We start from the raw sequence: 15573 nt of genomic DNA, 5'->3' as shown, positions 1-15573 counted from the left end.
AGCGATGAAGACTATATATAATGTAAAGGCGTTGTGTGTGGTAGCTTTGCTGGGTTCGGCTGCTGCTGCGAGTGCGCAAGAGGATGTTACGAAAGAAAAGAACCTGAACCGAGAGATGACGCTTGAACGGGAGTATGATCCTTCCGTGCAGGACGCTAGCAAGGTAAATACGCTTCCCGTGGTGAAAGAGCCGGAGGTTCGTAAGATCCCGATCGATTACTCGAATTATACGATCGCCGCCGATCCGCAGAAAGAGATTAGTTTGTTGCCTTCCGGAAATATCATGACGCAGATGGATTACAACAAGCGCCGGGGATATTTTAACTTTGGTATCGGTACCTATCTAAATATAAATGGTGATTTGGGATATCATATCTTGAGTACCGAGAAGGATAAGTTGAATATTTGGTATTCACATCGTTCTACGAATGGAAAGGTGAAATATATCCAGATGGACGATGAGAAGGTAAAGGCGAAACTCAATGACAATCTGGGAGGCATTAATTTCAAGCATGTTTTTGATAAGACGATATTTAGTATCGGTGCGAAGTACGGGTATTCGGCGTTTAATTATTATGGACTGCCTATTGATGTAACATCAAGTGCTACGAACTCGGATTTATTAAATAGAGCGGATCGAGAAACAAACCAAGTAAACCAGACGATAGCTGCTAATATCGGATTTGAGTCGAAGGAAGACGCACCGTTCGGGTACTTACTGGATTTGGGCTATATAAATTTCTCGCATAAATACGGGTTGGGCAAACCAGCGGATGGTCCTACGGAACATACTTTTGACGCTAAATTCGATTTGAATGCCGGTTTTAACGGGAATATGCGGATTGGCTTGGGTGGACAGGTAGAGTATTTCAACTATAGTTTACCCGGAAAAAAAGAAACTATATCAGGTACCTATTATACTTATGAGTTCGAGAATCATGCGGAAGTAATCCTTTCCCCATATTATAAGGTAGAGGGGGATAGCTGGAACTTGAAATTGGGTGCTAATGTGATGTTGGTGACCGGTGATAATAGTAAGTTCATGGCTTCACCCAATATTGCGGCAGACATAGAGGTGGCAGATAAGACCTTGCTTTACTTAAACGCTGGTGGTAAGTTATATTCCAATAGTATGTATGAGACCTCTTTGGTGAATCGTTATGTAAATCCTACAAAAGAGATCGCCCCCTCCCGTAATTGGTTGGATGCTACTTTAGGTATAAAGAGTGGCGTGGCTCCTGGTTTTTGGTTCGATGTGTTCGCCGGTTATAAGATAACGAGCAGCGATGTGCTTTTCTTGCCGTCGAGAATTTATGATAGAGATCACTTCGGGAATTTCAGCGAGGCTATGTCTGATATCGATACGAAACAGCTTTTTATTGGCGCTAACTTGAAGTATAGTTATCAACAATTGTTCGATGTGTCTTTAAAGGGAGTATATAATAATTGGAAAGCGAATTTTGGTGATACATGGATTGGTGGGGAAGCTAACGGGGAACTAGCCCATGCTTGGGGCAAACCTGAGATGGAAGTGACGGCAGGCTTGACGGTTCGTCCGGTAAAGAATGTCTCCGTATTGCTGGACTATTATTTGGCTACTGGACGTTATACCCAATTAGGTGGAGCGGGCGAGTATAAGATGAACAACATCAACGAGCTAAACCTAACAGGTACCTATACCTTCAACGATACCTTTGGTGTTTACGCAAAATTGAATAATATCCTTTGCCAGAAGTATGAGGTATATTACGGATATCCTTTGCAAAGCTTTAGTGCGATGATTGGCGTTAATATCAATTTCTAACACTTGAAATAGGAAGGATGGGTGACATAAATATCAAACAACTGGAAAGCCTTCGCTGGAGGATGCGGGTGATCGAGACGCTGACCGTGATCGGGACAGCGTGGATCGCCTTGGCGGTTTACCAGAAGAAGGAAGAACTGGTTTATTATTTGGTGGGAGCCGTAGTCCTTCTATTCCTGTTAAAGTATTATACGCAATTCCGTCTGCGAAAAAGACAGTTCGTCTCTAATCTCGTGGAGCAGCGGACGATGGAATTGCGTTTCCAGCGGGATGCGATGCAAGCGGAGTCGGAAAAACTATCCCGTGCCCTTTCTGCCTTGGCGGACGCTCAGGACGAGTTGGTTCGTAAGGAACGTCTGGCATCGATCGGCCAATTAACGAAAGGTCTGGTGGATCGTATCTTGAATCCCTTGAATTATATCAATAACTTCGCTCATTTGTCTGCCGCATTAGCGAAAGATATCAAGCAGAATATCGATGAGGACGAAGAGACCGGTAAACACGATAATTATAATGATACGCAAGAACTGCTGGTTCTTTTGACCGGCAATCTGGATAAGATCGCCAAGCATGGTGATAACACGGTGCGAATCGTAAAAGCGATGGAAGAATTGCTGAAAGATCATTCGGCGAATCGAACCTGCGTGGATATTAATGATTTATGTAGGGTCAATCTGGATATCTTGCGAAAGAATTACGCGAAGGAGATCGAGAAGAATCAAGTAGATCTATCATTCTCCGGGCTTTCCGTACCGTTGACAATCGAGGTGAATATCGATCAGATGGGAAAAGCCTTGTCGCAGATATTGGATAATAGTATATATGCGGTCTTGAAGAAGGCCGGAGAGCCGGGATATCAGCCTTCTGTCTCGTTGGTATTGCGTATTCAAGCGGATAAGTTGCAAGTGGTTATCCGTGATAATGGCGTCGGTATAGAAGAAACGATAAAGACGAAAGTCTTTTCTCCGTTCTTTACCACCAAACCGACCGCGGAAGCGGCAGGAACAGGTCTTTACTTGAGTCGGGAGGTCGTGTTGAACCATAAGGGTACGATCGCTATCGAGTCTGAGAAAGATAAATATACGGAAGTTACGATTACGTTGCCTATTTATAGTTAGGAAAGGAGGTTCATCATGATACAGGATTTACATACCGAGATCGATCGGTTAAAAAGGCGGATTAAACTTTGCGAACGGGTTACACTGGGTAGCTTGGTCGGTATTTGTGTATCTGTGAAGTTCGGTCATCAAGAATGGATCGGATTACTTTTCTTGATTCTGTTTTGCCAGATCTCTAAGTTCGTTTTCAAGCGGAAACTCAAACAAAAAGAGTATTTGGTAAAAGAGGTAGAGGAGCGTACGCAGGAGATCCGTTCGGAGAAAGACGCTATCCAAGAGGAATCCGAGAAATTGGCGGCGGCTTTGAAAGCCTTGGGTGAGGCGCAGGACGAGCTGGTCCGTAAGGAACGGATGGCTACCGTAGGGCAATTGACCCAAGGTTTGGTGGACCGTATCTTGAACCCACTGAATTATATCAATAACTTCGCGAATCTGACATCGGGGTTGGCCAAGGATCTCCGGGAAAATCTGGATAGTCAGAAAGAGCATCTGAAACCGGATGTGTATGACGACTCGGTAGATTTGCTGAATATGATGACCAGTAATTTGGAGAAGATCTCCGAGCATGGTTTCAATACGGTCCGTATCGTTAAGGCGATGGAGGAATTGCTGAAAGACCGAAGAGGTAATCTTACGCTTACCAACATAAACGGATTATGCCGGATCGCCTTGGATAAATTGAAGAAAACGTATGAGCAGGATATTCAAGAGAAGAATATCCGGATTGTTTTCGATAATTTGACGTTGTCTTTGATGATGGAGGTAAACGTGGAGCAGTTCAGTAAGGTTCTGGCCGGGATATTGAAAAATTCCATGTATGCCCTGTTGAAGAAATCGGAGACCGTGACTTTTAGTCCGGAGATATTCCTTGGATTGAAAGTCAATAAGGATATGCTGGAAATAACGATCCGGGATAACGGGTCCGGTATCGACGAGAATATAAAAGATAAGATATTCGCTCCTTTCTTCACAACAAAGACAACGGGGGAAGCGGCCGGCGTAGGGCTTTACCTATGCCGTGAGATCGTGCAAAACCATCGGGGAACCATCGAGGTGGAGAGTAAGAAAGGAGAATATACCCAGTTTCTAATTACGATCCCTGTATATCAACCGAAAACAATTACACCGCCTAAAGAGGAGGAATAGATATGGAAGACCAGAGTAAGGAAATAGAACGGCTACGTTTGCAAGTGAAGAACTTAGAGAAATTATCTTCTTTAGGTATGTTGAGTGCCGGGATTGCGCATGAGATCCAGAATCCGCTCAACTTTGTCATCAATTTCAGTAAGCTGTCCTCTAAGTTAGTGGATGACTTGGAAGATATATTAGAAGAAGAGAAAGATGTCTTGCCTCCGGAATCTTGGGAGAAGCTGACCGCCTTGCATGAGGAGTTTAGCGAGATCGTTAACGATTTGCATGGTAACTTGAAGAAGATCGAGGAACATGGAAACCGGGCGACAAGTATCATCCGGGGTATCTTGCTTTATTCCAGAGGGAAGGATGACGAGTACATCCCTACGGATATCAAGAATCTGGTGAAGGAATATGTTTGGCTGGCTTATCATTCGATGCGAGCGAACTATAAAGGTTTCAATATTGCGATCCGGGAGCATTACGAGGAGGGGCTTCCGATGCTGAAAGTGATCCCGCAGGATTTGAGCCGTGCGGTATTGAATGTCATGAATAACGCTTGCTATGCGGTCTATAGTAAATCCAAGCTCTCGCCGATCGGGTATGAGCCGGTTATATCCGTGGATCTACGGAAGGAGGGAGATTCTTTAAGATTAAGTATCGAGGATAATGGTATCGGTATGCCGGAGGATATCCGGGAGCAGATATTCTCCGCGTTTTTCACCACGAAACCGGTGGGAGAGGGAACTGGCTTGGGGCTATCTATCACTCGATCCATTATAGAGGAGAAGCATGACGGGAAGATAGAGGTGGAATCGAAAGAAGGTGAGTTTACCCGTTTCATATTCCTTATTCCATTAACGAAATAAACAGAAGAATTATGGCGATCAAGATATTAAGCGTAGACGACGAACAGGATCTGGAAGCGTTGCTAACCCAATATTTCCGTCGGAAGATCCGTAAGGGAGAGTATGAGTTCTCCTTTGCCCATAATGGCTTGGAGGCGTTGAGGATGATGTTGGACCATCCGGACTTTGATATCATATTGAGCGATATCAATATGCCGGAGATGGATGGCTTGACATTGCTGACGAAGATTAACGAGATGCGTAACCCGGCCTTGAAATGTATCATCGTATCGGCTTACGGGGATATGGAGAATATTCGTACCGCCATGAACCATGGTGCTTTCGACTTCGCTACCAAGCCGATCGATATGGAGGATCTGGAACGTACGATCGAGAAGGCGGTCGAGCAGATTTCTTTTATCAAGGAGGCCCAAAAGGAACATCATCAGCTAGAGGAGATCCAATATGACTTGAACGTGGCACGTGAGATACAGCAATCGATTTTGCCGAAGCAGTTCCCTCCGTTCCCGCAATATAAGCAATTCGATCTTTATGCGACCATGAGTGCGGCGAAAGCCGTGGGGGGTGATTTCTATGATTTCTTCTTGGTGGACGATAATCATCTGGGTTTTACGATCGCTGACGTGTCGGATAAGGGGATTCCCGCCGCTATTTTCATGGCGATCAGTCGTACGGTGATCCGTGCTACGGCGCTTAGGCAGCTTTCCCCGGCGGTCTGCATGAAGGAATCGAATGATCTATTGTGCCGTGAGAGTGTCAATGGGATGTTTGTCACTACTTTTTATGCGATCTTGAATATCCATACGGGCGACGTGGTTTATTGCAATGGGGGGCATAATCGTCCGGTTTGGATTCGTAAGAACGATAAGGTATCTCTTTTGCCGATGACTGGTGGGATGGCCTTGGGAGTCGTGCCGGGATTAGCTTATAAAGAACAATCCTTGAAACTGGAGGCGGGAGACAGCTTGTTCCTCTATACGGATGGAATCAGTGAGGCGATGAACCTGCGGAATGAGCAATATGGAGATATCCGTTTGGTAGAGGCTTGTAGCTCCGTAAAGAACCAATCCCCCAAATCTATGATCGAAGGTATATCCGAATCCGTCCAATCATTCGTGAACGGCGCTACGCAGAGCGATGATATTACGATGTTGGCGCTGACTTATAAAGGATAATCATTTGGATAAAGGTAATTTCTTAAAGTTTACTTATATGAAAAAAGCATTTTCTGTATTTTTATCATTTTGCCTGTGTACTATTACCATGCTAGGCTTTACCGCTTGCGGTGATGATGAGCATGAGGATAAGCATGAGCATGGGGCGAAGGACGGATCTAGTTGATGAGTTTGGTCGTATTCGTTGGGACGATCGGGTGAATCTATGGGCCATAGTTTGTTCCAAACCAATCGATTTCGTGGGTAATTACTATGTGGAGGATATGCCGATGGCTTATCAGCAGGAAGGGCTGAATGTTCGTTTCAGTGGAGTGGGCTATTCCTTGGAAGAGGGAAAGATTCCACCAACTATGTTGACAGAGGAATTCTTCTGTCTGCATGACTATACGATTACTCCCATGGAAGATTGAAATCTAAAGAAACATAAATTCATTGTATATCTTGTAGAGACGGGGCACGCCCCGTCTCTACAAATTACGATGGGCATTCTTAGCACCTAACATTGCCCATTATAAGCACTTTATAATGCCCATTGTAAGCCTTTAACGATGCCTATTATGAAGAGCTTACGTTATAGGTTGTAAATGAGCATTATACAAATAAACGCTATATCAATAACAACTAACTTCATAAACGTATAAAGTAGGGCTACTTGTACTTCTGGAATTTATTTGGGTGCGGGTGCTCTGTCTTCTTAATGGTTGTACATATCCTTATTATAAAAGTCCAGCACCTTGATCGCCATATCGTAGGCCGCTTGTGCCGGGCTTTCCGGATTGATCTCTATCGCTTGTAGGTAGCTGTTGAGGGCTAGGCGTACGTTGCCTAGTTTATAATGAGCTTTTCCGAGGAGAAACCAAGCCTCGTCGGATCTCGGTTGCTCCGTGAGGTAAGCGTCCAAGAGCCGGATCGCTTCTTCTAGTTTATTCTCTGAAATAAGTCGCTTTATCTCTTCCATATTTTTGAATAACCTTTTGATTTTGTCTCGCGAAGGTAAATAGAAACGAGTGACTATATATATAATGTATAGGAAAAAACGCTTTTTTAGTGACCGATATACCGCGTACGTTAATTATTTGTGTAAGTTTGCACCCGATTTCTAACCAGCAAAAAATAGATATGCAAAAGAATTTGGTAATAGTGGAGTCACCCGCCAAGGCAAAAACCATCGAGAAGTTCCTCGGAAAGGACTATAAGGTTATGTCTAGCTATGGTCATATCCGCGACTTGAAAACGAAAGATTTCAGTATAGACCTCGAACACAATTATGCCCCGGAATACGTGATTCCCTCTGACAAGAAGAAACTCGTGACCGAATTGAAGAACGAAGCGAAGAAAGCCGAGCAGGTTTGGTTGGCTTCCGATGAGGACCGGGAGGGAGAGGCCATCTCTTGGCATTTATATGAGGTATTAGGATTGAAACCTGAGAATACGAAACGTATCGTTTTTCATGAGATTACCAAGAACGCTATATTACATGCGATCGAGACGCCGAGAGATATCAATATCGATTTGGTGAACGCGCAGCAAGCCCGTCGTATCTTAGACCGTATCGTGGGTTTCGAGCTATCCCCCATTCTTTGGCGTAAGGTGAAGCCGGCTTTATCCGCAGGGCGCGTGCAATCGGTTGCCGTACGTCTGATCGTAGAGCGGGAGCGAGAGATCAACGAGTTTGTCTCGGAGGCCGCTTACCGTGTGATCGCCAGCTTTATCTTGCCGGATGGTACGACAATCCTCAAGGCGGAGCTGAACCGTCGTTTGAAAGATAAGGAAGAGGTGGAGGCATTCCTTGAATCTTGCAAGGACGCTTCTTTCACGATCGATGATATCTCGAAAAAGCCGGTGCGTAAAACACCAGCCCCTCCTTTTACGACATCTACCTTGCAGCAGGAGGCCGCCCGTAAGTTGGGTTATTCGGTCTCGCAGACCATGATGATCGCCCAACGCCTGTATGAGTCCGGATTGATCACGTATATGCGTACTGACTCCGTGAACTTAAGTGATTTGGCTTTGGGGACGGCAAAAGAAGCTATCTTGGATACCTACGGTGAGAAATATTATAAATTCCGTCAATATCATACCAAGAGCAAGGGAGCGCAAGAAGCGCACGAGGCGATTCGTCCGACCTATATCAGCAATGATGAGATAAGCGGGACCGCTCAGGAAAAGAGATTATACGAATTGATCCGCAAACGTACGATCGCTTGCCAGATGGCGGACGCCGAGTTGGAGCGTACGACGATCTCCGTAGGCATCGGCGGCAAGAAAGAGAAGTTCGTGGCTACCGGTGAGGTCATTACTTTTGACGGTTTCCTTCAGGTGTACCGCGAGAGTTTTGATGACGAGAATGAGAAGGAACAGGAAAACGGCCTTCTTCCTCCGGTTACCTTGAACGAGGTATTGAGTATGAAGGATATCGTCGCTACCGAACGTTTCACGCAACGTCCTCCCCGCTATACGGAAGCAAGTTTGGTTCGCCGTTTGGAGGAATTGGGAATCGGTCGTCCTTCTACCTATGCGCCTACGATCCAGACGATTCAGAATCGAGAGTATGTCGTGAAAGGGGATAAGGAAGGAACGGAGCGTACTTATAATATCATAACCTTGGCTCAGCATACGATCAAGGAAGTCCAAAAGACGGAGATCGTAGGAGCGGACCGGAATAAGTTGATGCCAACCGATATCGGTACGGTCGTGAATGATTTCTTGATGGAGTATTTCCCAGGCGTTATGGATTATAACTTCACGGCGAGCGTGGAGAAGGAATTCGATGCCGTAGCGGAAGGCGAGATGGTATGGACGGATGCGATCGATAAATTCTATAAACTATTCCATCCGATCGTGGAAGAGGCAGCCTCTGTCCGTACGGAGCATAAAGTGGGTGAGCGTGAATTGGGTATCGATCCGAAGAGCGGCAAACCTGTTTTCGTGAAGATCGGTCGTTATGGCCCAGTCGTACAGATCGGGCAGGCGCACCCAGAGGATAAAGAGGCTCCTAAACCTCAGTTCGCAACCTTGATGAAGGGGCAATCTATCGAGACGATTACTTTGGAAGAAGCCTTGAAATTGTTTGATCTACCCCGTACGATCGGTGAATATGAAGGTAAGGTCATGGTTGCCGCTGTCGGACGTTTTGGCCCGTTTATCCGTCATGACGGAAAGTTCGTATCCATACCGAAGGGCTTGAATCCTTTGTCGATAACAGCCGAGGAAGCTATCGAGTTGATCGAGGCAAAAAAACAAAAGGATGAGCAACGATTTATCAAGAAGTTCGATGAGGACCCGGAAATGGAGATCTTGAATGGTCGCTTCGGCCCTTATATCTCTTATAAGAAAAAGAATTACAGAATCCCTAAGACGATAGAGAAACCAGAGAACTTGACCTTGGAGGAATGCCAGAAGATAATCGCCGAGGCGGGAGAAAAACCTGCTGCGACGAAGAAACGTACGACACGGAAAAAGGCTTGATTATAGCTCTAAAAATTCATAGTTATGATTTACTAAACTCATAACTATGAATTTTTCAAAACATAACTATGATTTTTTAGACATCGATGCCCGTAAATTCTTTTAACGCATATCCGATCAAGAAGCTTAATGCGGCCACGCTAAAACTAAGTACTGCCATCTCGGTAAAACGCTTCCGGAAACTCTCGCTTCTCGCTATGGAATAATAATAGTTGAAAAGGGCGATGATACTCAACGCTATGATGAGCATAAGCCCTAAAGCCATTAATACGTTCGATATAAAGATAAATGGAGCGACCAAGGCGACTACCGTAAAGATATAAGCTATTCCCGTATAGATCGATGCCTTAACAGGATGTTTCCCGTTTTCATTTCCATTCTCGGACTTGGTAGATAGATATTCGGAGGAAGCCATGGATAATGCGGCGGCTATTCCAGTGATGCTTCCGGTCAACGCTATTAATCTAGAGTCGCTCAAGGCAAGGGTAAAGCCTGCTAAAGCACCTGTAAATTCTACCAAAGCGTCATTTAGCCCCAGTACGACAGAACCCATATATTCCAACCGTTCCTCATTGATCAAGGCGATCAACCTCTGCTCATGCTCATCCTCGTCACGTGCGATTTGTTGCAAATCCGGATACTCATCATAAGAGGCGTAATCATTCTTGGCGCTTTCCTCGCTACCTTCCATTAGCTTAATGGCGAAAGTAATCCCCAAGATACGTGCCAACCAGTAGTATTTGGTGACGCGTAATTTATTCGGGGAGATCTCTTGCCCCGTATACTTTTTCAGGATCGTATAATGTCCTTTCTCGTCATTCGCTATCTGTAGTAATACTTCCTTATTGCTTGGATCTTTCTCGATAGCGGCGAGTTGCGTATAGAGAAGGCTCTCCGTGATTTCATTTTGTTGAAATCGAAGGAGAGCCTTTCTTGTTTTCTCGTTTATGTTCATCTTCTATCGTTACATTCTTTCCGGAACCTCGATGCCTAATAAATCCATACCGGATTTCACGATCTTAGCTACATTGGCGGATAAGACTAAACGGAAGTTCTTCAATTCCGGATTCTCTTCGCGAAGGATGGAGAAATCGTGATAGAATTGATTGTATTCCTTTACCAGATCATAAATATAGTTGGCGACACAGGCCGGGCTGTATAGCTTACCTGCCTCTTTCACGATCTCCGCATAATCGGCGATCATTTGGATCAGGTTCTCTTCTTTCTCGGAAATGGCGAAAGTAAGCGGTAACTGCTCCGGTAATACGATGCCCTGTTCCGCCGCTTTGCGCAATACGGAACGGATACGGGCGTAGGTATATTGGATGAATGGTCCCGTATTCCCATTGAAGTCGATAGACTCTTTCGGGTTGAACGTCATATTCTTGCGAGGGTCTACCTTTAATATGAAATATTTCAAGGAGCCAAGACCTACGATTCGGGCGATATTCTCAGCCTCTTCCGGAGTCATCTCGTCCAATTTCCCTAATTCTTGGGAAATCTCACGTGCGGTACTGATCATCTCGGCCATCAAATCATCGGCATCTACGACCGTTCCCTCACGGCTCTTCATCTTACCTTCCGGTAGCTCTACCATTCCGTAGGAGAAGTGGACCAATCCTTTGCCGAACTCGAAGCCTAACTTATCCAATAAGATCGATAATACTTGGAAGTGATAATTCTGCTCGTTCCCTACCACATAGATCATCTTATTGATCGGGTAATCGTCGAAGCGCAGCTTGGCGGTACCGATATCCTGCGTCATATAGACGGAAGTTCCATCCGCACGAAGCAATAATTTCTCATCCAGCCCGTCTTTCGTCAAATCAGCCCATACGGAGCCGTCTTCACGGCGATAGAAAATCCCTTTCTCTAGGCCTTCCATCACCTTACCTTTTCCTTCCAGATACGTTTGAGACTCGTAATAAATCTTATCGAAATCTACGCCCATCATCTTATAAGTCTCGTTGAACCCGGCGTATACCCAATTATTCATCATTTCCCAAAGCGCACGCACCTCTTGGTCTCCGGCTTCCCATTTACGAAGCATCTCACGGGCTTCCGCCATCAAGGTGGATTGAGCCTCGGCTTCTTCCTTGGTAAGGCCTTTCGCTTCTAACGCATGGGTCTCCTCTTTTAATTTGTTGCTGAATAATACGTAAAAGTCACCGATCAGATGGTCGCCCTTTTTTCCGGTAGACTCTGGGGTAGCTCCATTTCCCCATTTCTGCCAAGCCAACATGGATTTACAGATATGGATACCACGATCGTTTACGATATTCGTCTTTACGATCTGGTTACCGTTCGCTTTCATGATCTTCGATAAGCTGTATCCTAATAAGTTATTGCGGACATGGCCCAAGTGAAGCGGTTTATTTGTATTGGGAGAAGAATATTCGATCATAACCAAAGGCGACTGCTCGGTAACCGGAATGATACCGTAAGCGGGCTGCTTATTGATCGAGTTTAGTAAATCGATCCAGCAAGAGCAAGCGACCGTCAGGTTAAGGAATCCTTTGATTACATTGAATTCAGCTACCGCTGGCTCGTTTCTCAACAAGTACTCACCGATTTCCTGAGCGGTCTGCTCCGGAGATTTCTTCGACATGCGAAGGAATGGGAATACGACTAGGGTCAAGTGCCCCTTGAATTCTTTTTTCGTTTTTTGTAACTGCACTTGGCTAGCGGTGACATCCGCTCCGTACAGCTCTTTGATGCCGGCTATGATAGCCCCGGTAATCTGTTGTTCGATAACCATATTCGTCTAACTATAATTCGGATTTTATTTGTACGCGAAGGTACACAAAAAAAGGATACAATTTGCATCGTATCCTTCTTCTATAGAGAATAATGGTGTTTCTTATTTGATTAGCTCGTTCAATTCAGCACCAGCCTTGAACTTCACGGCCTTGCGAGCTGCGATTTCAATGGTTTCTTTAGTTTTCGGGTTAACACCTTTACGAGCGGCCTTCTCTGACACAGAGAATGAACCGAAGCCAAGTAGAGCGACTTTACCGCCTTCTTTTAATTCGTTAGAAACTGTGTCAACAAAAGCTTCTACTGCCTTTTTAGCATCCACTTTACTGAGACCTGATTTTTCAGCGACTGCACTAATAAATTCTGATTTGTTCATGATGGTTTGACTGTTAATATATTAAACAAAACTATGATAACCGATAGACGGCTCCAAATGTAGTTTTATTTTGAAATATCACAAAAGAAAAACCTACTTTTTTTACCGATTTACATATGTTTTAGTATTATTATGGGCAAAAACGACTAAAATATATTTACCTTTGCCGCTAAATTAACGTAGTATATGATGAATCAGACAAATTCGGGGTTCTTGAATAGTATCCCGCCGGTAACGAAAAATCTTATCATTATAAACTTGCTATTTTGGGTAGCCAGCCTTGCACTGCCGAAAGTCGGCATCGATTTGGTGGATTTATTAGGGCTTCACTTCCCGGGTGCTACCGACTTCAAGGCTTATCAGATCGTTTCTTATATGTTCATGCACGATACCCATTCGTTCGCGCATGTGTTTTTTAATATGTTCGCCGTTTATATGTTCGGCCGGGTATTGGAGAACGTATGGGGCCCCAAACGTTTCTTGATTTTTTACTTCGTGACGGGTATAGGCGCCGGTTTGGTACAAGAAGTGGTATGGTTCTTTAATTTGCGGGATGTGATCTTCGCTAGCCAAGACATGATAAACTTGAATGGAGCCCAGATTATCAGCAAAAGCGAGTTTTTGAATTATTTCGTGACCATTGGCGCTTCGGGTGCCGTATTCGGAATCTTGTTGGCATTCGCGATGATCTTCCCGAATGTTCCTTTGTACTTGATGTTCATACCGATCCCGATTAAAGCCAAATATTTCGTAATATTTTATGGTCTTGCCGAACTATTTATGGGTGTGGCTAGTTTTGGTGGCGATACGGTAGCGCATTTCGCTCATTTGGGGGGTATGTTATTCGGTTATTTCCTAATTCGTTATTGGAAAAAGAAAGATGCAGACAATGGACGGTATTTTTACTAATTTGAAGCGTATGTTTCAGTCGGGTAATATCCTGTCGAAACTGATATATATAAATGTAGGCTTGTTTATCTTGATACGTTTGGCCAGCGTATTGTTTATGCTCTTTAATGTGCAAGGGGTACCTTTTTTGCAGTATTTGCAGTTACCGGCTTCTCCGGAACTTTTGCTCTTCCGTCCGTGGACGTTGTTTACTTATATGTTCACTCATTTTGACTTCTTGCATATCTTGTTCAATATGCTTTGGTTGTATTGGTTCGGGGGATTGTTCTTGAATTTCTTCAATGAGCGGCAGTTGGGAGGCTTGTATATATTGGGAGGTCTTGCGGGTGCGATATTGTTTGTCCTTGCTTATAATATTTTCCCTTATTTCCAGAACGTGGCTTCTTTTAGCTATTTGATGGGGGCTTCGGCATCTGTTATGGCGATCGTTTTCGCCGTGTCGTTTTACCGGAAGGATTTGGAGATTAATTTATTCTTGATCGGAAGGATCAAATTAATTTATTTGGCTATCTTTACGCTGGTGATCGATTTGTTGGCGATGACTTCTGATAATGCGGGAGGACATATCGCCCATATCGGCGGGGCTTTGTTTGGTATGTGGTTCGCTTCCCGTATTCGTAATGGAAAGGACTTGACCGCTCCAATGAATCGGTTGATCGACTGGTTCGTGAATTTGGGCAAACGGAAACCGAAGATGCGTGTGACTTATAAACGTAACGAAACGGATTATGAGTATAACGCACGCAAACATCAGGAGTCGGTGGATCTAGATACTATACTGGATAAATTGAAACGTTCCGGTTATGAGAGCCTTTCCGCTGAAGAGAAAAAGCGACTTTTCGACGCCAGTAAGAAATAACAGATACTTATGAAAACTCTACGGATTTTTCTTCAATTCTTATTTGTCGTAGCGAATGTGGTGGCTGTCGTGTTGTTGATAGTCTCGGCTTACTCGGATCGGGTGTCTCCTGAGACGAGTATGACGTTATCTTATCTGGGATTAGCCTTTCCAGTCTTATGTGTAGTCAATCTTTGCTTTATTATCTATTGGCTGTTCTTATGGGAATGGAAGTTCTTATTGATCGGCATATTCTCCTTCTTGTTATGTTGGGGTCCCGTGAAACGCTATTTTCCGTTTCACTCGCATAAGGATGTCCCTCGGGAAGAGGTACTGAAGGTGCTGACTTATAATGTGATGGCTTTTGGGTACAAGAATCATACGAAGATAGCTCCGAACAAGATTATCCAATATATCGCTAACTCGGACGCAGATATTGTTTGTTTGCAGGAATATGCCACGGCTAAATCAGAGAAGAGCCTTACTGCCTCTAAGATCTATGATGCGTTGAGCATGTATCCTTATCGTTCCGTATTTTATCAAAGCTCCACGAAATTCCAGAGTTTCGGCATCGCTGTGTTCTCCAAATATCCGCTGTCGAATTCCCGGATGGTGAAATACGATTCGGATTATAACGGCTCTTCCGTACATGAAGTGAACATCAAGGGAAAGAAGTTGACCTTGATTAATAACCATTTGGAATCCTTTAAGCTGACGATGGAGGATCGGACCCGTTATTCATCCCTTATAAAGAGCTTTAGCTCGGATGGGTTGGACGATTTGAAAGGAGCGTTCGAGCAAAAGCTAGGACCTGCTTTCCGGATTCGGGCTAAGCAAGCGGAAGCGGTATCAAAAGAGATTAAGAACGCGAAAGGAGATTATGTCTTAGTATGCGGTGACTTTAATGATACGCCTATTTCTTATGCGCACCGTACGATCCAAGGGGATTTGACGGATGCCTTTGCCGAGTCTGGCCGGGGAATGGGCATTACCTATAATCAAAATTTCTTCTGGTTCCGTATCGATAATATCCTGCATTCCCCGAACATGACCTCTATGAATTGTTCCGTGGATAAGGTCGCTTATTCAGACCACTACCCGTTATGGTGTTATTTGAAACTTGAATAA

Annotated in this window: 14 protein-coding genes; 10 read left to right on the top strand and 4 right to left on the bottom strand. The window is 44.5% G+C overall.

The window, feature by feature from the left end; translation table 11 throughout:
• The first annotated feature begins 4 nt into the window (after nt 1–4).
• The 6 genes from NBH16_RS09665 to NBH16_RS09640 all read left to right on the top strand — a co-directional run bounded on the left by NBH16_RS09665 (nt 5) and on the right by NBH16_RS09640 (nt 6507).
• The gene (locus NBH16_RS09665; protein ID WP_250788427.1) at nt 5–1804 is read left to right on the top strand and encodes a TonB-dependent receptor; all 1800 of its coding nucleotides are present in this window, start codon (nt 5–7) and stop codon (nt 1802–1804) included.
• A 17-nt stretch (nt 1805–1821) separates the two neighbouring features.
• On the top strand, nt 1822–2922 hold the full coding sequence (locus tag NBH16_RS09660; protein ID WP_005867656.1) for a sensor histidine kinase: 1101 nt from the start codon (nt 1822–1824) through the stop codon (nt 2920–2922).
• Between the two features lie 15 nt (nt 2923–2937).
• Complete coding sequence (locus NBH16_RS09655; protein WP_005867657.1) at nt 2938–4068, top strand: sensor histidine kinase; 1131 nt, start codon at nt 2938–2940, stop codon at nt 4066–4068.
• A 2-nt stretch (nt 4069–4070) separates the two neighbouring features.
• On the top strand, nt 4071–4922 hold the full coding sequence (locus tag NBH16_RS09650; protein ID WP_005867658.1) for a sensor histidine kinase: 852 nt from the start codon (nt 4071–4073) through the stop codon (nt 4920–4922).
• 11 nt (nt 4923–4933) lie between these two features.
• Nucleotides 4934–6097 (top strand): PP2C family protein-serine/threonine phosphatase, encoded by a 1164-nt coding sequence (locus NBH16_RS09645; protein WP_005859268.1) that lies wholly within the window; start codon nt 4934–4936, stop codon nt 6095–6097.
• A 113-nt stretch (nt 6098–6210) separates the two neighbouring features.
• A complete protein-coding gene (locus NBH16_RS09640) occupies nt 6211–6507 on the top strand; it encodes a hypothetical protein (protein ID WP_229040593.1) in 297 nt (98 codons plus the stop codon).
• Between the two features lie 284 nt (nt 6508–6791).
• On the opposite strand, the gene NBH16_RS09635 is transcribed toward NBH16_RS09640, so the two are convergent.
• Nucleotides 6792–7055 (bottom strand): tetratricopeptide repeat protein, encoded by a 264-nt coding sequence (locus tag NBH16_RS09635; protein ID WP_005859264.1) that lies wholly within the window; start codon nt 7053–7055, stop codon nt 6792–6794.
• A 161-nt stretch (nt 7056–7216) separates the two neighbouring features.
• On the opposite strand from NBH16_RS09635, the gene topA reads away from it, so the two are divergent.
• On the top strand, nt 7217–9565 hold the full coding sequence (gene topA / locus NBH16_RS09630) for a type I DNA topoisomerase (RefSeq protein ID WP_008772731.1): 2349 nt from the start codon (nt 7217–7219) through the stop codon (nt 9563–9565).
• A gap of 76 nt (nt 9566–9641) precedes the next feature.
• Here the strand turns inward: topA and NBH16_RS09625 are convergent, their stop codons facing one another.
• The 3 genes from NBH16_RS09625 to NBH16_RS09615 form a co-directional block, all read right to left on the bottom strand.
• Nucleotides 9642–10520, bottom strand: a complete 879-nt coding sequence (locus tag NBH16_RS09625) for a VIT1/CCC1 transporter family protein (protein WP_005867660.1) — start codon at nt 10518–10520, stop codon at nt 9642–9644.
• Between the two features lie 9 nt (nt 10521–10529).
• The gene (gene argS, locus NBH16_RS09620) at nt 10530–12323 is read right to left on the bottom strand and encodes an arginine--tRNA ligase (RefSeq protein WP_250788425.1); all 1794 of its coding nucleotides are present in this window, start codon (nt 12321–12323) and stop codon (nt 10530–10532) included.
• A gap of 102 nt (nt 12324–12425) precedes the next feature.
• Entirely contained in the window at nt 12426–12698 is a 273-nt protein-coding gene (locus NBH16_RS09615) for an HU family DNA-binding protein (RefSeq protein WP_005859256.1), read from the bottom strand.
• Between the two features lie 186 nt (nt 12699–12884).
• On the opposite strand from NBH16_RS09615, the gene NBH16_RS09610 reads away from it, so the two are divergent.
• Genes NBH16_RS09610 through NBH16_RS09600 form a run of 3 tightly spaced genes read left to right on the top strand, consistent with a single transcriptional unit; the run spans nt 12885 to nt 15573 of the window.
• Entirely contained in the window at nt 12885–13607 is a 723-nt protein-coding gene (locus NBH16_RS09610) for a rhomboid family intramembrane serine protease (protein WP_005859254.1), read from the top strand.
• Nucleotides 13588–14466, top strand: coding sequence for a rhomboid family intramembrane serine protease (locus tag NBH16_RS09605; protein ID WP_012056087.1), 879 nt, complete (start codon nt 13588–13590; stop codon nt 14464–14466). The genes NBH16_RS09610 and NBH16_RS09605 overlap by 20 nt, the downstream gene beginning before the upstream one ends.
• 9 nt (nt 14467–14475) lie before the next feature.
• Nucleotides 14476–15573 (top strand): endonuclease/exonuclease/phosphatase family protein, encoded by a 1098-nt coding sequence (locus NBH16_RS09600; RefSeq protein WP_009276208.1) that lies wholly within the window; start codon nt 14476–14478, stop codon nt 15571–15573.

It is taken from the genome of Parabacteroides sp. Y3-G-102, from assembly GCF_023656845.1.
GTDB lineage: Bacteria > Bacteroidota > Bacteroidia > Bacteroidales > Tannerellaceae > Parabacteroides > Parabacteroides distasonis.
This window is presented reverse-complemented; position numbering and strand designations above follow the sequence as displayed.

Bases quoted from the DNA above. Each gene is read 5' to 3' on its own strand.
- NBH16_RS09625 (WP_005867660.1), bottom strand. From the start codon at position 10,520: ATGAACATAAACGAGAAAACAAGAAAGGCTCTCCTTCGATTTCAACAA.
- NBH16_RS09635 (WP_005859264.1), bottom strand. From the start codon at position 7,055: ATGGAAGAGATAAAGCGACTTATTTCAGAGAATAAACTAGAAGAAGCG.
- NBH16_RS09610 (WP_005859254.1), top strand. From the start codon at position 12,885: ATGATGAATCAGACAAATTCGGGGTTCTTGAATAGTATCCCGCCGGTA.
- argS (WP_250788425.1), bottom strand. From the start codon at position 12,323: ATGGTTATCGAACAACAGATTACCGGGGCTATCATAGCCGGCATCAAA.
- NBH16_RS09660 (WP_005867656.1), top strand. From the start codon at position 1,822: ATGGGTGACATAAATATCAAACAACTGGAAAGCCTTCGCTGGAGGATG.
- topA (WP_008772731.1), top strand. From the start codon at position 7,217: ATGCAAAAGAATTTGGTAATAGTGGAGTCACCCGCCAAGGCAAAAACC.
- NBH16_RS09640 (WP_229040593.1), top strand. From the start codon at position 6,211: ATGATGAGCATGAGGATAAGCATGAGCATGGGGCGAAGGACGGATCTA.
- NBH16_RS09655 (WP_005867657.1), top strand. From the start codon at position 2,938: ATGATACAGGATTTACATACCGAGATCGATCGGTTAAAAAGGCGGATT.
- NBH16_RS09600 (WP_009276208.1), top strand. From the start codon at position 14,476: ATGAAAACTCTACGGATTTTTCTTCAATTCTTATTTGTCGTAGCGAAT.
- NBH16_RS09645 (WP_005859268.1), top strand. From the start codon at position 4,934: ATGGCGATCAAGATATTAAGCGTAGACGACGAACAGGATCTGGAAGCG.
- NBH16_RS09615 (WP_005859256.1), bottom strand. From the start codon at position 12,698: ATGAACAAATCAGAATTTATTAGTGCAGTCGCTGAAAAATCAGGTCTC.
- NBH16_RS09605 (WP_012056087.1), top strand. From the start codon at position 13,588: ATGGACGGTATTTTTACTAATTTGAAGCGTATGTTTCAGTCGGGTAAT.
- NBH16_RS09650 (WP_005867658.1), top strand. From the start codon at position 4,071: ATGGAAGACCAGAGTAAGGAAATAGAACGGCTACGTTTGCAAGTGAAG.
- NBH16_RS09665 (WP_250788427.1), top strand. From the start codon at position 5: ATGAAGACTATATATAATGTAAAGGCGTTGTGTGTGGTAGCTTTGCTG.